Annotated in this window: 15 protein-coding genes and 1 pseudogene; 10 read left to right on the top strand and 6 right to left on the bottom strand. The window is 71.7% G+C overall.

Annotated features, from left to right (window positions below):
• Nucleotides 1-7: 7 nt before the first annotated feature.
• Both Sfulv_RS13665 and Sfulv_RS13660 read left to right on the top strand, forming a co-directional pair.
• The gene (locus Sfulv_RS13665; RefSeq protein WP_173313952.1) at nt 8-1,348 is read left to right on the top strand and encodes a hemolysin family protein; all 1,341 of its coding nucleotides are present in this window, start codon (nt 8-10) and stop codon (nt 1,346-1,348) included.
• Nucleotides 1,345-2,370 carry a hemolysin family protein gene (locus Sfulv_RS13660; RefSeq protein ID WP_173313951.1) on the top strand — a complete coding sequence of 342 codons (1,026 nt, stop codon included), beginning with the start codon at nt 1,345-1,347 and terminating at the stop codon, nt 2,368-2,370. Before Sfulv_RS13665 ends, Sfulv_RS13660 begins: the two co-directional genes overlap by 4 nt.
• A gap of 137 nt (nt 2,371-2,507) precedes the next feature.
• Here Sfulv_RS13660 and Sfulv_RS13655 read toward each other — a convergent pair whose 3' ends face one another.
• Nucleotides 2,508-2,846, bottom strand: a complete 339-nt coding sequence (locus Sfulv_RS13655; protein ID WP_173313950.1) for a MerR family transcriptional regulator — start codon at nt 2,844-2,846, stop codon at nt 2,508-2,510.
• A gap of 756 nt (nt 2,847-3,602) precedes the next feature.
• Here Sfulv_RS13655 and Sfulv_RS13650 point away from each other — a divergent pair.
• Nucleotides 3,603-3,956, top strand: coding sequence for a hypothetical protein (locus Sfulv_RS13650; RefSeq protein WP_173313949.1), 354 nt, complete (start codon nt 3,603-3,605; stop codon nt 3,954-3,956).
• 138 nt (nt 3,957-4,094) lie between these two features.
• On the opposite strand, the gene Sfulv_RS13645 is transcribed toward Sfulv_RS13650, so the two are convergent.
• The gene (locus tag Sfulv_RS13645) at nt 4,095-5,675 is read right to left on the bottom strand and encodes a right-handed parallel beta-helix repeat-containing protein (RefSeq protein ID WP_173313948.1); all 1,581 of its coding nucleotides are present in this window, start codon (nt 5,673-5,675) and stop codon (nt 4,095-4,097) included.
• A gap of 342 nt (nt 5,676-6,017) precedes the next feature.
• Between Sfulv_RS13645 and Sfulv_RS13640 the strand changes: the two genes are divergently transcribed.
• Complete coding sequence (locus Sfulv_RS13640) at nt 6,018-6,182, top strand: hypothetical protein (protein WP_173313947.1); 165 nt, start codon at nt 6,018-6,020, stop codon at nt 6,180-6,182.
• Here the strand turns inward: Sfulv_RS13640 and Sfulv_RS13635 are convergent.
• The 3 genes and pseudogenes from Sfulv_RS13635 to Sfulv_RS13625 form a co-directional block, all read right to left on the bottom strand.
• Nucleotides 6,157-6,915: an SDR family NAD(P)-dependent oxidoreductase gene (locus tag Sfulv_RS13635; protein ID WP_173313946.1), complete on the bottom strand. Its 759-nt coding sequence runs from the start codon at nt 6,913-6,915 to the stop codon at nt 6,157-6,159. The two genes, Sfulv_RS13640 and Sfulv_RS13635, sit on opposite strands and share 26 nt — an antisense overlap.
• A 14-nt stretch (nt 6,916-6,929) precedes the next feature.
• Nucleotides 6,930-8,287: pseudogene (locus Sfulv_RS13630) on the bottom strand (MFS transporter).
• Nucleotides 8,288-8,363: 76 nt separating this feature from the next.
• Nucleotides 8,364-8,948 (bottom strand): TetR/AcrR family transcriptional regulator, encoded by a 585-nt coding sequence (locus tag Sfulv_RS13625; RefSeq protein WP_173313945.1) that lies wholly within the window; start codon nt 8,946-8,948, stop codon nt 8,364-8,366.
• 173 nt (nt 8,949-9,121) lie between these two features.
• Between Sfulv_RS13625 and Sfulv_RS13620 the strand changes: the two genes are divergently transcribed.
• The 6 genes from Sfulv_RS13620 (at nt 9,122) to Sfulv_RS13595 (ending at nt 14,213) form a co-directional block, all read left to right on the top strand.
• Nucleotides 9,122-9,880: a DeoR/GlpR family DNA-binding transcription regulator gene (locus tag Sfulv_RS13620; RefSeq protein ID WP_173313944.1), complete on the top strand. Its 759-nt coding sequence runs from the start codon at nt 9,122-9,124 to the stop codon at nt 9,878-9,880.
• 420 nt (nt 9,881-10,300) lie between these two features.
• Entirely contained in the window at nt 10,301-10,474 is a 174-nt protein-coding gene (locus tag Sfulv_RS13615; RefSeq protein WP_173313943.1) for a hypothetical protein, read from the top strand.
• Nucleotides 10,471-11,313, top strand: a complete 843-nt coding sequence (locus Sfulv_RS13610) for a hypothetical protein (RefSeq protein WP_173313942.1) — start codon at nt 10,471-10,473, stop codon at nt 11,311-11,313. The genes Sfulv_RS13615 and Sfulv_RS13610 overlap by 4 nt, the downstream gene beginning before the upstream one ends.
• Entirely contained in the window at nt 11,310-12,242 is a 933-nt protein-coding gene (locus tag Sfulv_RS13605; RefSeq protein ID WP_173313941.1) for a DUF6895 family protein, read from the top strand. Before Sfulv_RS13610 ends, Sfulv_RS13605 begins: the two co-directional genes overlap by 4 nt.
• Nucleotides 12,239-13,372 (top strand): serine hydrolase domain-containing protein, encoded by a 1,134-nt coding sequence (locus tag Sfulv_RS13600; protein ID WP_173313940.1) that lies wholly within the window; start codon nt 12,239-12,241, stop codon nt 13,370-13,372. The genes Sfulv_RS13605 and Sfulv_RS13600 overlap by 4 nt, the downstream gene beginning before the upstream one ends.
• A 187-nt stretch (nt 13,373-13,559) precedes the next feature.
• Complete coding sequence (locus Sfulv_RS13595) at nt 13,560-14,213, top strand: hypothetical protein (protein WP_246353110.1); 654 nt, start codon at nt 13,560-13,562, stop codon at nt 14,211-14,213.
• A 73-nt stretch (nt 14,214-14,286) separates the two neighbouring features.
• Here Sfulv_RS13595 and Sfulv_RS13590 read toward each other — a convergent pair whose 3' ends face one another.
• On the bottom strand, nt 14,287-15,120 hold the full coding sequence (locus tag Sfulv_RS13590; RefSeq protein WP_173313939.1) for a PIG-L family deacetylase: 834 nt from the start codon (nt 15,118-15,120) through the stop codon (nt 14,287-14,289).
• Between the last annotated feature and the right edge of the window lie 233 nt (nt 15,121-15,353).

The raw sequence follows: 15,353 nt of genomic DNA, 5'->3' as shown, positions 1-15,353 counted from the left end.
TGGCACGGTGAGCGAAGTCCTCCTTCTCCTCCTCGCGCTCGCGCTGACGCTGGCATGCGCGGTGTTCGTCGCAGCCGAGTTCTCCCTGACCACGATCGAACGCGCTGAGCTGGAGCGGGCCGCCGAGGCTGGTGAGCGCGGCGCGGAGAGCGCCCTCAAGGCCGCCAAGCGCCTCACGTTCCAGCTCTCCGGCGCCCAGCTCGGCATCACCGTCACCTCGCTGGTCATCGGCATGCTCGCCGAGCCCTCCCTGGCCGTGCTCCTGCGCGGCCCCCTGGGGGCGGCCGGCCTCCCGCCGGGCGCTGTCCCGGCCGTCGCCACCCTCCTGGGCGTCGCCCTCTCCACCGTGGTGCTGATGGTGATCGGCGAACTCGTACCGAAGAACTGGGCGATCTCCAGCCCGCTGGCCGTCGCCAAGGTCGTGGCGGGCCCGCAGCGGGCGTTCACCGCCTGCTTCGCCCCGCTGATCCGGCACCTCAACAACACCGCGAACCGTGTCGTACGCCGCTTCGGCCTGGAACCCGCCGAGGAGCTGGCCTCCGCCCGCACCCCGGAGGAGCTCGTCGCCCTCGCCCGGCACTCCGCCCGGGAGGGCGCCATCGAGCAGGACTCCGCCGAGCTGTTCGTCCGCACCCTCCACCTCGCCGACCTGACAGCGGAGAACGTCATGACGCCGCGCGTCGACGTCCGGGCCCTCGAAGCGGGCGCCACCGCGGCGGACGCGGCCAACCTGACCCTCGCCACCGGGCTGTCCCGCTTCCCCGTCTACCGCGACAGCCTCGACGAGGTCATCGGCACCGTCCACATCCGCGACGTACTGGCACTGGACGAGTCGCTGCGCCACCGGACGCCGGTCACCGACCTGGCGACACCACCGCTCCTCGTCCCCGACTCACTGCCCGTGGACACCCTCCTGGGACGGCTGCGGCAGAGCCGCACCATGGCGGTCGTCATCGACGAGTACGGCGGCACCGCGGGCGTCGCGACCGTCGAGGACATCGTCGAGGAGGTCATCGGCGAGGTCCGCGACGAGCACGACCCCGACGAACGCCCCGACCTGGCGCCCGGCGCACCCTCCGCGGACGGGGGCGCGGTCTGGGACGCGGACGGCAGCATCCGGCTCGACCAGCTCGAATCCATCGGCTTCGACGTGCCGGAAGGCCCGTACGAAACCCTGGCGGGACTGGTCGCGACCCGGCTTGAACGCATCCCCGTGCCCACCGACCGGATCTCCGTGGAGGGCTGGCACCTGACCGTGCTCCACGTCGAACACCACCGCGCCGACCGGATACGCGTCACCGCGCCGGCATCGGTTCCCGCTCCGCTCGTCGAGGACGGCTCCCGATGACCCTGCTCCAGCTCGCCATCGGCGTGTTCACCCTGCTCACCAACGCGTTCTTCGTCGGGGCGGAGTTCGCCCTGATCTCCGTACGGCGCAGCCAGATCGAGCCCCTGTCCCTCAAGGGCGACGCCCGCGCCCGGAGCACCCTGTGGGGACTCGAACACCTGTCGGCCGCCATGGCCACCGCCCAGCTCGGCATCACCATCTCCTCCCTGGTGCTGGGCGCCGTGGCCGAACCCGCCATCGCCCACCTGCTGGAACCGCCCTTCGAGACGATCGGCGTGCCCGGTGCGCTGGTGCACCCCATCGCCTTCGTCATCGCGCTGGCCCTCGCCACGTACCTGCACATGCTGGTCGGCGAGATGATCCCGAAGAACATCGCGCTGGCCGCGCCCGCCGCGACGGCGCTCGCGCTGGCCCCGCCGCTCGTGGCGCTGACCCGGGCGCTGCGCCCGTTCGTCTTCGGCATCAACGCCTGCGCCAACGTCCTGCTGCGGCTTCTGAACGTCGAACCGAAGGACGAGGTGACGTCCGTCTACACGGACGACCAGCTCGTCCGGCTGGTGAAGGACTCCAGCGAGGCCGGCCTGCTCGCCCCGGCAGACGGCGAACGGCTGCGGGACGCCCTGGAGCTGGGCACCCGCCCCATCGGCGAGGTGATGGTCCCGCTCAACAGGACCGTGACGGTCGGCCACGACATCACCCCGCAGCAGCTGGAACGCACGGCGGCCACCTCGGGCTTCTCCCGGCTGCCAGTCACCGGCCCGGGGGACGAGATCCTGGGCTACCTGCACATCAAGGACGCCCTCGGCGTCACCCAGCGGACCCAGCCGCTTCCCAGGAGCGCCTTCCACGCCGTCATCCGCGTCGAGATCGACACCCCGCTCGACGACACCATGACCGCGATGCGGGCGAAGGGCACGCATCTGGCGGCCGTGACCGGTGACAAGGGCACGGTCATCGGCTTCGTGACGATGGAGGACGTACTGGAGGAGCTCGTCGGCCCGGCGGCGACGGGCCGGGCCTGAGCGGCCTCGGGCCGGGTGGCCGGGGCCGGGCCTGCCGCGTCCCGGGCGGATCGAGCCTGCCGCGTGAGGCCGGGCCGCTCCTGAACGGCGGCCTCACCCGCTGTGGACGAACGGACGAACGGACGGACGCCTGCGGCTCAGCCGGAGCTCCCGTGCGCCGTCGCCGTGGTGCGGCGGTACTCCGCGTTGATGCGCTGCGCCTCCTCAAGCTGGTCCTCAAGGATCACGATGCGGCAGGCGGCCTCGACCGGGGTCCCCTGGTCGACGAGTTCGCGGGCGCGGGCCGCGATGCGCAACTGGTACCGGGAGTAGCGCCGGTGGCCGCCCTCGGAGCGGAGCGGCGTGATCAGCCGGGCATCTCCCAGGGCACGGAGGAAACCGGCGTTCGTGCCGAGCATCTCGGCCGCCCGCCCCATGGTGTACGCCGGGTAGTCGTCGTCGTCGAGCCGACCGCCGAGCGCATTATCCGCTGTCATCCGCACCTCTTCCTGGGAACGCGTCGAGGGGCCTTGGTGCCGTACGGCACCAAGGCCCCGAAGGAAATTCAACACCATCTGCCGGCCTCAGTGCTGCGCCGGCCTTCTGTTTCCGCAGCCACGCCCTGGAGGGCAGGAGTGCGGGGATCGCGGTTGCTTGACCGGGGACCACCTTCCATTCCGGGGTCTTGCGGTACCCGGGCCGTGTCCACGCCGCCCGGGCGATCCTGATGGCGCCTGCATCCTCCGTTCGTTCCCTCTGGGCGTTCGTTCCCTCTGGGTCACATGTCCGCCGGACCATTCCTGCCGGCCCGGTGATGCGGTCGGTGCACCCTGAACCGCGTGCACCTCGCCCGGCAACCCGTCCCGCCGCCCCACGTACCGACCGGGCGGAGGACCCGACTGCCGGACCTCCTGCGTGTGGTGGCCCCTGATCACCGCGGGCCACCCGGTCCGGTGGTCAGCCCCGTCGCCTTCCTGCGAAGACCCTGGCTCCGACGCTCCACCACCGCACCGCACTGCGTCTACTGCTACGTCTGCTGCTGACCGGCAGTTCGTCCCTGCCGGGCTCTTCGATCTTGGCTACGAGAGAAACCATAGTCACGGGGAAGCGCAATGTCTACCTCGGTCAGCACAGGTTTTTGCGTGTTCGACGGGCAGGTAATCGGGCTCGAACGCTGGGGCCGGACCGGCGGTCCCCGGCGGAGGGGGTGGGGGCCGTGCCGCCCGGCAGCACGGCTAATAGACTCGGCTTCCATGTCGAAGACTGACGAACTGCTCGTGGACGTCGCCGCTCTGGTGGAGTCCGGGCAAAGCAATCAGATGTCCCTGACCGTGGTCACCGGTGGCGCAGTCATCACCGGCCGGCTGGCGCCCGAGGCCGTGTGGCGGCAGCGTGTGTCGGAGGTCCTCACGGACTCGGCCCGACTGGGCGAGTTCTCGGGCATCTTCACCGCCCCCACCAGCAAGAACGACCCGCCCACCCATCTGCACTTCCATGTCGCCCGGATTCTCCAGGGCACCGTGGGAATCCCGGAGACGGGCGGGATGTACCGGGTCTCGATCGACGAGGTCAGCGCTTGGACGGTGGGCGACTTCAGCTACGACTGACCCGCCCCCACACACGACGCACGCACGGCGCAAGGCCCAGGCCACCGTGGCCTGGGCCTTTCTTCCGTACCCCGCCGATGGCTCCCGCGCGCCGGGCACGGTCGCCACCGGCCCGGTGCCTCGGAGCCGCGGGAGTGGTTACGGAGCGACCCGGGTGCCGCCGAAGGTCACGGCGAGGCGGCCGTCCGCCGTGTAGGACCAGGCCAGGGCGCCCGCGTACGAGGAGCACCGGGAGCCGTTCGTACCGGACCAGAACTGGTTCGTACCGTCGACGTCGCCCACGGTCTTGTCATTGGTGCCGCTGCCGCTCCGGCACGAGACGTTGTTCCGGAACACCGAGGTGCCGGCGTCGAAGGAGAAGTTGCGCTCCGCGTTGTCGATGCTGATGTTGCCGGACACCGTCATCGTGCCGGGGTTCCTGTTGTACGTGAATCCGTGCTTGCCGTTGTCGTAGGCGATGTTGCGCCGGACGATGTGGTTGACCTTGATGTCCTCGCCGCCGAGCTTGTAACCGTTGCGGTCACCGCTGGAGTTCTGGGTGCCGTCGCTCAGTGTGCCGTTCTCGTAGGCGAGGGAGTCCTCGATGGTCACCGCGCCGATGGGTCCGGTGTCGGTCTTGGTGTAGAGGTCCCAGCCGTCGTCGATGTTGTTGTGCGCCACGGCGTACCGGAAGACGTTTCCGGACCCGACGGTGAGCTTCGCGGCGAACCCGTCGGCGTCCTCGCCGTCGGAGTCGGCGTTGTCGTGCGACTCGGCGCTGAGGACGAGGTTGTTGGACGGCCACTGTTCGCGCGGAGTGGTGGAGGCCATCCGCGAGAGTTGCAGGCCGGTGTCGTGGTTGAAGCGCGTCACCGTGCGCTCGATGGTGTTGTTGCTGCCACCGACGAAGATCCCGTTGTCACCTGCGTGCTCGACGACGAGTCCCTCGATGTTCCAGTACGAGCCGTTCACCGCGAGCCCCCGGTTGGCGGGGTCCTCGGCCATGGCGGCGAAGTTGAGCACCGGAGTCTCGCCCGGGTAGGCGGACAGTTCCTTGGGCGCGGCGGCGGTGCCGCTGTTGCCCGGCTGGATGGTGACCGTCTGCGCGAGCGCGTACTTCCCGCCCCGCAGGTAGATCTTCCCGCCGGCCGGGACGCGGGTGAGGGCCGAGGTGAGCGTCGTGGGGGCGGCCTCCGTCCCGGCAGCGCTGTCGGTGCCGTTCGGGGCCACGTACAGCGCGGAGCCGGCCGGCGGGGGAGTGGTGCCGCCCGACTGGACGTCCACGTCGACGTAGTCGACGTTCGGCAGTCCGGCGGCGGTGGTCGGGCTGAACTGGATGGTGTTGCTGCCCGCCCGCACGGGCACGGTGAGTGTCCTGGTCGACCACGTCGCCCAGGCCCCGGTGGACTCGAAGGAGGTGGACCCGGCCGCCGAGCCGTTGACCGTCACGTTCGCCGGCCGTGCGGTGGCGGTCCCGTTGGCGAAGCGCACCTGGACCGTGGCGGTCCCCGCGGCGGCGGCGTTCACGGTGAAACCCGCGGAGGCGCCCACCGCGTTGGCGGCGTTGCAGAAGCCGCTGCCGGAGTAGCCGCCCCACTCGGACTCGATGGCGCCGCCGCAGACGGCGGGTGAGACCTCGGCCTCGTAGCGGACGGTGGCGGCCTGCGCGGAGTTGCCGGACAGCGCGACGAGTGTGCCGGCCAACAGGCCGGCGCATGCGAGGGCGGGTTTCAGATGCATCGTTCGTCTCCAGGTGGGGGTTGGCCGGTCTGGTCAGGAGCCGGTCCGGCAGGAGGGCGGGGGCCGCTCCGGGTGGGGGACGGTGACGGAGGCCGGTTCGGGTACGTGAACGGGCGGCCCGAAGCGAAATCCCGTCGTCGGGGATAGCAAGCGCTTTCCATCGACGCTAGAGCTGGTGTTGTGACCGCGTCAACGGTCGCGCCGATGATTTCTGTTCATCAGTGTGAACATGAGGAGGAGTTGCGGACTTCTCGGCGGGCGGCGGCGATGCGCCCGCGTGCGTCCGGGCGGTCGTCGCCGGGCAGCGGCGGCGAAGGTCCCGGCCCGTCGCGCGTCGGCACCATGCGCGGATGGTGCCGACGCACCCTGCGCACCCTGCGCACCCTGCGCACCCTGCGCACCCTGCGCACCCTGCGCACCCTGCGCACCCTGCGCACCCTGCGCACATGGCGCCGGATCACGCCGGCCCGCAACGGCGGCGTCAGGCCGACGAGCCGCTGTCGATGACCAGGTCGGTGCCGACCACCGAGCCGGCAGCGGACGAGGCGAGGTAGAGCACGGCGGCCGCCACCTCCTCGGCCTCCGCGACCCGGCCGAGCGGGTTCTCCGACTGCACGCGCTCGGCCCGGTCGGCCTCGGTCTCGCCGGGCCGCAGCGACATGGGGGCGGCGGCGGCGCCCGGGCTGACCGCGTTGATGCGGATGCCCTGGTGGATGTGGTCGAGAGCGGCGGCGCGGGTCAGCGCGGAGACCGCCGCCTTCGACGTGATGTACGCCGAGGCGTGTGGAATCCGCAGGTGCGCGCCCAGGTTGGAGGCGATGTTGACGATGACCCCGCCGCCGTTCTCCTTCATGTGCGCGATCTCGTGCTTCATGGCCAGCCAGACGCCGGTGACGTTGGTCCGCAGCACCGCGTCCCAGTCCGCCTCGCTCACCTCTCCCGCAGGCACGGTCCCCCGGAGTATCCCGGCGTTGTTGACGGCGATGTCCAGTCCGCCGAAGCGGCTGACACTCTCACGTACGAGGTCGTGGAGCCGGCCGGAGTCGGTGACGTCGGTGGTGACGGCGGCAGCCGTACCGCCGGCCGCCTCGATGAGGCCGGCCGTCTCCTCCAGGGAGGCCGCCGTGCGGCCCGCGGCGACCACGGAGGCGCCTTCGGCGGCGAAGGCGAGTGCGATGGCGCGGCCGAGTCCTGAGCCCGCACCTGTGACGAGCACGGTTCTGCCGGGGAAACGGTTCATGGTGGGCAACTCCTCTATGGGGTGGGGTAGGTGGCGCGGTGGTGCAGAAGGGCAGCGAGGGCGAGCGCACACCCGGTCGCGGCCAGGGAGAAGGCGTCACCGCCGAGCGTGAGCAGCAGGGCGAACAGGACGGTGGGGCCGAGCTCCATCGCGCTGTTCAGCACTCCGCCCGCGAGTCCGGTCTGCCGCGGCGGTACGCCTTCGGTGGCGAGCACGGCGGCTCCGCCGAAGGAGGCCGCGGTGCCGGCCGCCAGTAGCACGAGACCCGGCAGCAGCCCGTACGCGTACGGGATGTGCGCATGGAGCGCGGTGGCCGCGAGGAGGGCGAGCCCGGCCCCGCCGGTGCCGAGCCCGGCGGTCGTGACGGCTCGGGCCCCGTACCGGTCGATCAGCGGCCCCGCCGTCCGGCCCGAGGCGATCAGTGCGAGGGCGAACGGTACGAAAGCGGCCGAGGTCCGCAGCGCCGACCAGTCGCGGGTCTGCTGGAGGTGGAGCGAGAGGACCACGAAGGTCATCGCGGTGCCGCAGGCACTCAACGCGATCGCCGTGAGGGCGAGGGCCCTTCGCCGGTCGAACAGGAAGCGGATGGGCAGCAGCGGGTCGGGGGCGCGGTGCTCGGTGTACAGGAACGCGGCGATCAGGACGGCCCCGCCGAGCAGCGGCAGCAGCACGCCGGCCGACGACCAGGGCCGGACGTCGGTGACGACGAGTCCGTAACTGGCGAGGGTGATTCCGGCGGTGGCGAGCAGAGCACCCGTCAGATCGAGGGCGCGGTTCCGGTCCGGAGTGGTGTGCGGCAGCCACCGGGAGGCGAGAGCCAGGGCGGTGGCGGCGACCACGAGCGGTACGGCGAAGGTCCAGCGCCACGAGAACCACGCCACGATGACCCCGGAGAGCAGGTTGCCCGAGGTCGCGCCGAGTACCGAGAGTCCGCCCCAGGTGGCCATCGCCCTGCCGTACGCGGCGGGGGCGGGGTGGACGACGCGCAGCACCGCCATGGCGGCGGGGGCGACGAGCGCCGCGCCGGCGCCCTGGGCGAGGCGGGCCGCGAGCAGCGTCCCGGGACCGGGAGCGAAGGGGCGGCGGCCGAGGCGGCGGCGAGGAGGACGAGTCCTGCGGTGAGGGCGCGCCGCCCGCCGTAGCGGTCGGCGAGGCGGCCACCGAGGAGCAGCAGCCCGGCGAAGGTCAGCCCGTACGAGGCACTGAGCAGGATCAGATCGGGCCGGCGTAACCCGAGTTCCCGCCCGATGAGGGGCAGGGGGACGGCGATCGAGGCGAGGGTGAAGATCAGCGTGGCCTGGACGCTTCCGAGGAGGGCGAAGGCGTATCGGTGTCGTGCGTCGAGGGGTTGGGTGGTTCCTCCGGCGGTCATGCCCCTCCATATACTAGATCGATCGGTCCAATATGAGCCCATACGAAAGAGCTCCGTGAATGCGGTGGGGCAGGCGTCAGTCCAGCAGGGTCAGCGCCTGCTCGGCGGCGTCCCGCACCCGGCCGGGATCGCTGGACGCCTTGCCGACGACGCGTATGCCCTGCAGCAGGACGAGCAGCATGCGGGCCAGCGCGCGCGGATCACGGTCCTCGGGCAGCTCGCCCTGGGTGCGGGCCCGGGTGAGCGCCGACCGCAGCAGGGTCTCGATATGCTCCCAGCTGGTCTCGACCCGCCGGGCCGCCGCGGGGTCGTGCGGGGCCAGTTCGGCCGCCGTGTTGGTGATGAGGCAGCCGTGCGACCGCCTCTCACCCGTGGCGGCCTCCGACGCGAAGCGCCGTACGGTCGCCCGTACGGCGGGCAGCGCGGGCCCCGGCCGGGACAACTCGGCGAAGAGCAGCGGATCGCGCCCCTCCGAGTACCTGTCCAGGGCCTTCAGGTACAGCTCGTGCTTGTTGCCGAAGGTGGCGTAGATGCTGGCGCGGCCGATGCCGAGGTGCTCGACGAGGTCGGCGATCGACGTCGCCTCGTAGCCCCGCCGCCAGAACAGCTCAAGGGCTGACTGGAGCGCGGCGTCCGGATCGAACTCCTTGGTCCTGGCCACACCAGGGACAGTAAGCCAATGCAGAACGATCGGTCAACAACGGGCGGTCGTGGTGGAGTTACGCGGCCGTCGGAGCCAAGGGGGCGTCCAGGGCCGCTCATTGCTGGATCAGGACCGTCTTGCCCTCCCGCTACGCTATATGCATCAACGTGCACGAACAGGAGGAAATGTGCATGCTGGCTGCTGAACGGCGCGACCACCTGCTCGGTCTGCTCGCCCGCAAGGGCAAGATCGTGGCCAAGGACGTCGCCGCCGACCTGGGTATCTCCGAGGACAGTGTGCGGCGCGACCTGCGCGATCTCGCCTCCGAGGGGCTGTGCCAACGCGTCTACGGGGGTGCTCTGCCCGCCTCCCCCGCGGTGGTCGGCTACGACGCCCGGCACGCCGTGGCCCCGGGCGGCAAGCGGAAGGTCGCCTCGGCGGCTGCCGGGCTCGTGCGGCCGGGCGGTGCGCTGATCCTCGACGGTGGCACCACCGCTCTCGCCGTCACCCACGCGCTCCCCAGGGACCTCGCCTGCACCGTGGTCACCCACAGTCCGACGATCGCCGCGGCCCTGCTCGACCACCCGCAGGCGGAGATCTTGCTGCTCGGAGGCCGCGTCATCAAGCGCTCGGCGGTCACCTGCGGTGCCGCAGCGGTCGAGGCGGCGCAGAACGTCTCCGCCGACCTCTGCCTGCTCGGCGTCACCGGGGTGCACCCCGAGGCGGGACCGACCACAGGAGACGCGGAGGAGGCTGCGATGAAGCGCGCCCTGGCCGCGCGGGCGGCGGGCACGTACATCCTCGCCTCCTCCGAGAAGATCGGCACGGCTTCGCGGTTCCGCGTCCTGCCCTGGGACAAGGTCAGCGGCCTGATCACCGACGCCGATCCGCATGACGCGGTCATCGAGCAGATCAAGGCGCTGGGCGTGGAAGTACTGCCGGCCGGCTGACGCGCGTCCGGCCCGTACGCGGGTGGTGATACGCAACTCACCGACCCGCCGGGCCCGGTGAGTTGAACGTCTTCCTCGTGCCCCCGGTCGGCGTCGGCCCGCTCGCCCGTACCACGCAAGGAAATTGACCGAGCGTCAGGCACCGTCCCCAGGGAGCGTGCCACCTCGGACACCCGCGCCCCCGGCGCGCCGCTGCCCGCCCGCGCGAACCGGCGTGGCCGCAGCGGTGGCCTCAAGGTCCTCAAGGTGCGGTGTGTCGTTCAACTTTCACGGTCCAGCCGCTCCCGGCGGGGAGATCGCGCGCGACGGCGGACGGCATTTCGCTGACCGGGAGAATCCTGACAAAGTGTCCTAAGGTGGACGAGGGGTGGGCGTCACTGGACTCGGTGGCGACGTAGTTCTTCTGTAAGAGGAGGCACCATGCTTGCTCAGCACACACCGCTTCTCGTCACACCGACGGATGCCACGGAACTCGGCGCGGTCATGGTCGAGCCCGAGGCCGAACTGAGCGGTGCACCGGTATACGCACCCGAGGCGGCAGGCGTTCTCCTGCTGCTCATCCTGCTGTCGCCGAAGGAGCCGAAGGACAAGTGAGCCCCGACCGGTCGCAGACCGCGTACGCCGAGTCGGCGGCCGGCCTGGCTTCTCGTGCCCTTGATGCCCTCCAGGGCATCGGGGGCACGGCCATGGTCGCGCAGCACGTCGAGCGTGCCGAGGACCCCAAAGCGGCACTCGCGGCCATCCGCGTCGTCGGTGCCGATCTCTTCGCCCCCTGCCTTCTCGGCGGCGCGGCGCTCCACCCGCAGGACGCGGCAGCCGTCGCCCAGTCCTTCGCTGTGTTCCCGCCCGCCCTGAGCCCACCTCCCCCGCCACCGGAAGGAGCGGCCGAGCCCTGGCTCGTCGCCTGGCGGGACTGGGCCACGGCAGCGCTTCTCGCCCGCTGCGCGGACCCCGCAGAACCGGCCGGGCCCGGTGGCGCCGACGAGGGTCTTCTCGCGCCGCGCCCCTCGGGAGCCCCGGTGCTTGCCGACATCGCCCAGGCCACGGCCGCCGGCGCGGGCGCCGACCTCGCCGACGCCGGTTCGGGTACCCGTCCCGACGCCACAGGCCCCGGCACCGACTGGCGGCAGTGGTCCGTACGCATGGGCCAGCTCTCGACGCTCGCCCTGCCCGGTCTCGCAGGGCCGGTGCACGACGCGGCCCGCGCCGCCCCGCTCGCCCTCGCGCGCGGCGCCACCCGGGCCGTCCTGCGCCGCGACTTCCCCACAGCCGCCCGGATCGTACGCTGGCTCGCCCTGCTCAAGGCCGAGAGCGTGCCCGTGCCCTTGGACCCGGCACCCCTGGTCGAACACCTACGACTGCACGGCGGCGGACCCCGGCTCGCACTCGACGTCGCCATCGCCGGGCGGCTGCTCGCAACGGAGACCTCATGAAGGCGTCCACGACACAGACCGCGCATCAGGTGAGCGCCCGGGCCCTGTCCTGGCTCCACACCCACCGTGAGCGCGGCGGGCTGCCCGCCGACACCACAGCCGACCTCGGTGACCCGAACAGCGTCTACAAACCCCTCGGTGAAGCGGCGCTCGCCGCCTCGCTCGTGCTGCGGGAGTCCGTGGCGGGCACCACCGAACTACGCACAGCACGCGAGCTGTTGGACTTCTGCTGGCAGCAGTTCGGGGACGGCGACATGCTGTACGAGCGGCTGCTGCGCCACTCGATGATGACCGACCCGCTGGAGACGTACGCGCCCTTCGCCCGCGTCGGCTTCCGCCACGAACCCCTTGAGCGGCTGCTCACCCACACCGCCTCCCTGCGCTCGGTCCGGAGCGCGGAGGTCCTGCCCAACCGCAGACTCGCCATCGCCAACGCCGCCCGCGTCATCGGCCTCGACCAGGGCGACCGTGCGTACGACTGGCCCGCGCTGGCCCGCGCCACCTGGCTGGGCGGCACCCCCGAGCCCTGGCTCATCGACTGGATGACCGGCTACTGCCTCACTCACACCGTCTTCCACCTCACCGACTGGGGTGGCAGACCCGCGGGGCTGCCCGAAGACCTCACCGCGTACGTACGCGCATGGCTGCCGGTGTGGATCGACATCTGGGCCGAGATCCAGCAGTGGGACCTGGTCGCCGAGCTGATGATCGTCGGCTGTTGCCTCCAGGAGCCCTACTGCGAAGCGGCGGACTGGGAGCGGCTCGCCGCGGTACAGCACGCGGACGGTCTCCTGCCCCGCGACGGCGACCCGGTCGCCGACGACCCCGACCGGCGGTTCTCCGACCACCAGCACACCGCCGTGGTGGCCGCGGTCGCCGGTACCCTCGCGGTCTCCCGCACGCTGGGCAGGGCGGCGGAGGCGCGGTGACGTCCCGCGCACTCCCGGACGTGGTGCCCAGCGCGGGCCCTGCGGCTCCGCAGGGCCCGCGCTGGGCGGTCGAGCTGCTGGGTCGCCTGCGCGAAGCCGCCCCCGGCGCGAGCGCCGTGGCACTCGCGGTCCGGCGCGGCCCGACACGCGCCGTTCTGGCCACCGGGGAGACCATGCTGCGCGGTGGAACCCCGGCCGGCCCCGGCACCCGCTTCGAGATCGGTTCGCTCACCAAGACGTTCACCGCCCTGCTGCTGGCCGAGATGGTCGCGAACGGGGACGTGGCGTACGACGATCCGATCACCCGCTTCCTGCCCCGCGCCGCGACTCCGCGCCTGCGGGCCGCTCCCCCCACCCTTCTCCACCTGGCCACCCACACCTCGGGCCTGCCGTCGCTGCCGCCCGGCCTCCTGTGCCGGGCCGTGCCCGCCTGGTTCAGCAACCCGTACGCCGGTTACTCGGCCGACGACCTCTCCCGGGCCCTGGCCCGCACCCGGCTCCGCGCCGCCCCCGGGACGCGCGTGCACTACTCCAACCTCGGCGTCGGCCTGCTGGGCGACCTGCTCGCCCGTGCCGCCCACGGGCCGGGCGAGGACGGATTCGCCCGGCTGCTCGCGGCCCGCGTACTGGACCCGCTCGGCCTGACCCGTACCACCTGCACCACGGACCAGCCCCAGGCCACCGGTTACTGGCACGGCAGGCCACGACCCGCCTGGCAGCTGCCCGCGCTGCCCGGCGCGGGAGCCGGCCGGTCCGGCGCCCGTGACCTGCTCACCCTCCTGGACGCCCTCGTCGACCCCGCAGCGGCGCCACCGGACATCCCCGGCACGCTGCGCACGGCACTCGCCGAGGTCACCACACCCCGCATCGCCCTGCCGCGTACCGGCCGACGCCTCGCCCTGGTCTGGAACATCCGCCCCCGGCCCGGCCGCGACCTCTACCACCACTCCGGAGGAACCCGGGGCTTCACGGTGTTCGCCGGTTTCAGCCCGCGGCCGGACGTGGCACTGGCCGCTCTGGCCAATACGAACCCGGCGTTCACCGGCGGCTTCATCCAACGCGCCTATCTCGAACTGTCAGCGCTGTCGGGGCCTTCGAGGCCGCCGGAGCCGCCGGCGCGTCGAGGGTGAGTGCCGGAAGTGGCAGAGGGACACCGACAAGTGCAAGCCGTTCACCCCGTGGGACGAGCCGCTCGAAGCCCCGGACACCTACTGGACCTGGGCGGATGACACCGCCCCGTGGTCCGCGCGCAAGCAGGTCAACGGTGTCTGCTGGGACGTCCAGGGCGCGTCGGAGACGACGTACGAGTACCGAGTCGTGACGACCGACCGGTACGGGCGCGACTCCCGGCCGGGCCCGGCCGCCACGGACACCACCCCGGACACCGTGCGCCCCGCCCCGGTGCGGAACCTGGCCGCGGAACCCGTCCCGCTCGGCGTCCGGCTGACCTGGACGCCGCCCGCCGACGACGACGTCACCGGCTACCACGTGTGGCAGGGGATCACGGACCCGGAGAGCGGCGAGACGGTCTGGAAGGAGAACTGCTGGTCCGGCAGCTCCCTGGCGGGCACCGAGATCCTCTGCCCGACCGTCCCGGACGGCGCCACGCACGTCTACAAGGTGGCTGCCACCGACGATCGGCTCCTGCACGACGACGAGCCGCTCGACGTCCTGCACCCCGCCGAGATCCAGGTCACCCTGCCCGACACCCGGCCGCAGGGCTGGACGGGGACCGAGGTCCGCCAGGGCCAGTACCCGGAGCTGTACGTCGGCTGCTCGGAGAGCTCCGGCCTCGGGGACTGCTCCCGGTTCGCGAGCTACCGCGTGGATGGACACCACGGTGCACGAGGACCGGCTCGGCCTGTACTACTACCGCGTCGTACACCTGGACGCCTCGGGCACCGAGGCCGCGACCCGGTCGACGGCGTACGGCATCTGGGACTCCTGGCTCTGACCGGATCCACGCGATGACCGGACCGGACGGGGAGGTCCGGTCATCGCCGCAGCGGTGGGGAGGGGGAGGGCGGCGGTAGCGGCGGGTGGATCAGCGCAGTCCGGCGAAGAGGTCGCTCTCCGGTACGAGGGCCCCGGTGGTGTCCTTGACGCGTACGAAGGTCTCCATGCCCATCAGCTCGCCGAACCTCTCCTTGCCCATCTTGAGGAAGAAGATGTTCTCGCCCTGACTGGCGTGCGCGGCCAGTGCGTCGAACTTCTGACCGCTGAACGCGGTGGTCTCCACCCACGTGGTGATCTCATCGTCGGGAAGGCCGATCTCGGCCATCGCGGCGGCCTCGGCCGGATCCGGCTCCGGCATGTCCTCCTGAAGCTCGCGCATGGTCTCCCCGAACCGCTGCATCATCGAGCGGGGCATCGTCGTCCAGTACACCTTCGGCGTCAGCGCGGTCATCTCCAGCGCCGCCATCGTGATGCGGTTGGCCTGGATGTGGTCGGGGTGGCCGTAGAAGCCGTTCTCGTCATAGGTGACGACCACATCAGGCCGGTAGTGCCGCATGAGTTCGGCAAGCCGGAGAGCGCCTTCCTCCACGGGGGTCTGCCAGAAGGAACCAGGGGCGTCGTTGCTCGGCCAGCCCATCATCCCGGAGTCGGCGTAGTCCAGCATCTCCAGATCGCTGACCTTCAGGACGTCACAGCTCGCCTTGAGTTCCTGACGGCGCATCAAGGCGACGGCCGCCGGATCGTGCCCGGGATCACCGGGTTTGACACCCCCCGGGCCGTCACCGCAGCCGCCGTCGGTACACGTCACGAGAACGGTGCGGATGCCTTCCGCCGCGTACCGTGCGAGGACCCCTCCGGTTCCGGTGGCCTCGTCGTCGGGGTGGGCGTGTACTGCCATGAGTGTCAAGGGCCGGTCAGTCATGAAAACAGTCCTCCTGCATAACTACTGCGCAATGGTCGAGTGCGCGGCGGGCGTACCGCGGTCTCGGGGCCCGCGGCCTGGCGGGGCGGACGACCTCGCGGTCTCCGCGCTCCCCGCCCGTACGGCGCCGGTCCCTTGGTTGCAAGCGCGCCGACCGAGCGGACTGTTCCCGGCGCGGCCCCCTGTCCTCGACGGTCGGGGGCGGAGCGTCCACCGGCCGGGTGGGGATTGGT

Source organism: Streptomyces fulvorobeus (genome assembly GCF_013167895.1).
In the GTDB taxonomy this organism is placed as follows: Bacteria; Actinomycetota; Actinomycetes; order Streptomycetales; family Streptomycetaceae; genus Streptomyces; species Streptomyces fulvorobeus.
This window is presented reverse-complemented; position numbering and strand designations above follow the sequence as displayed.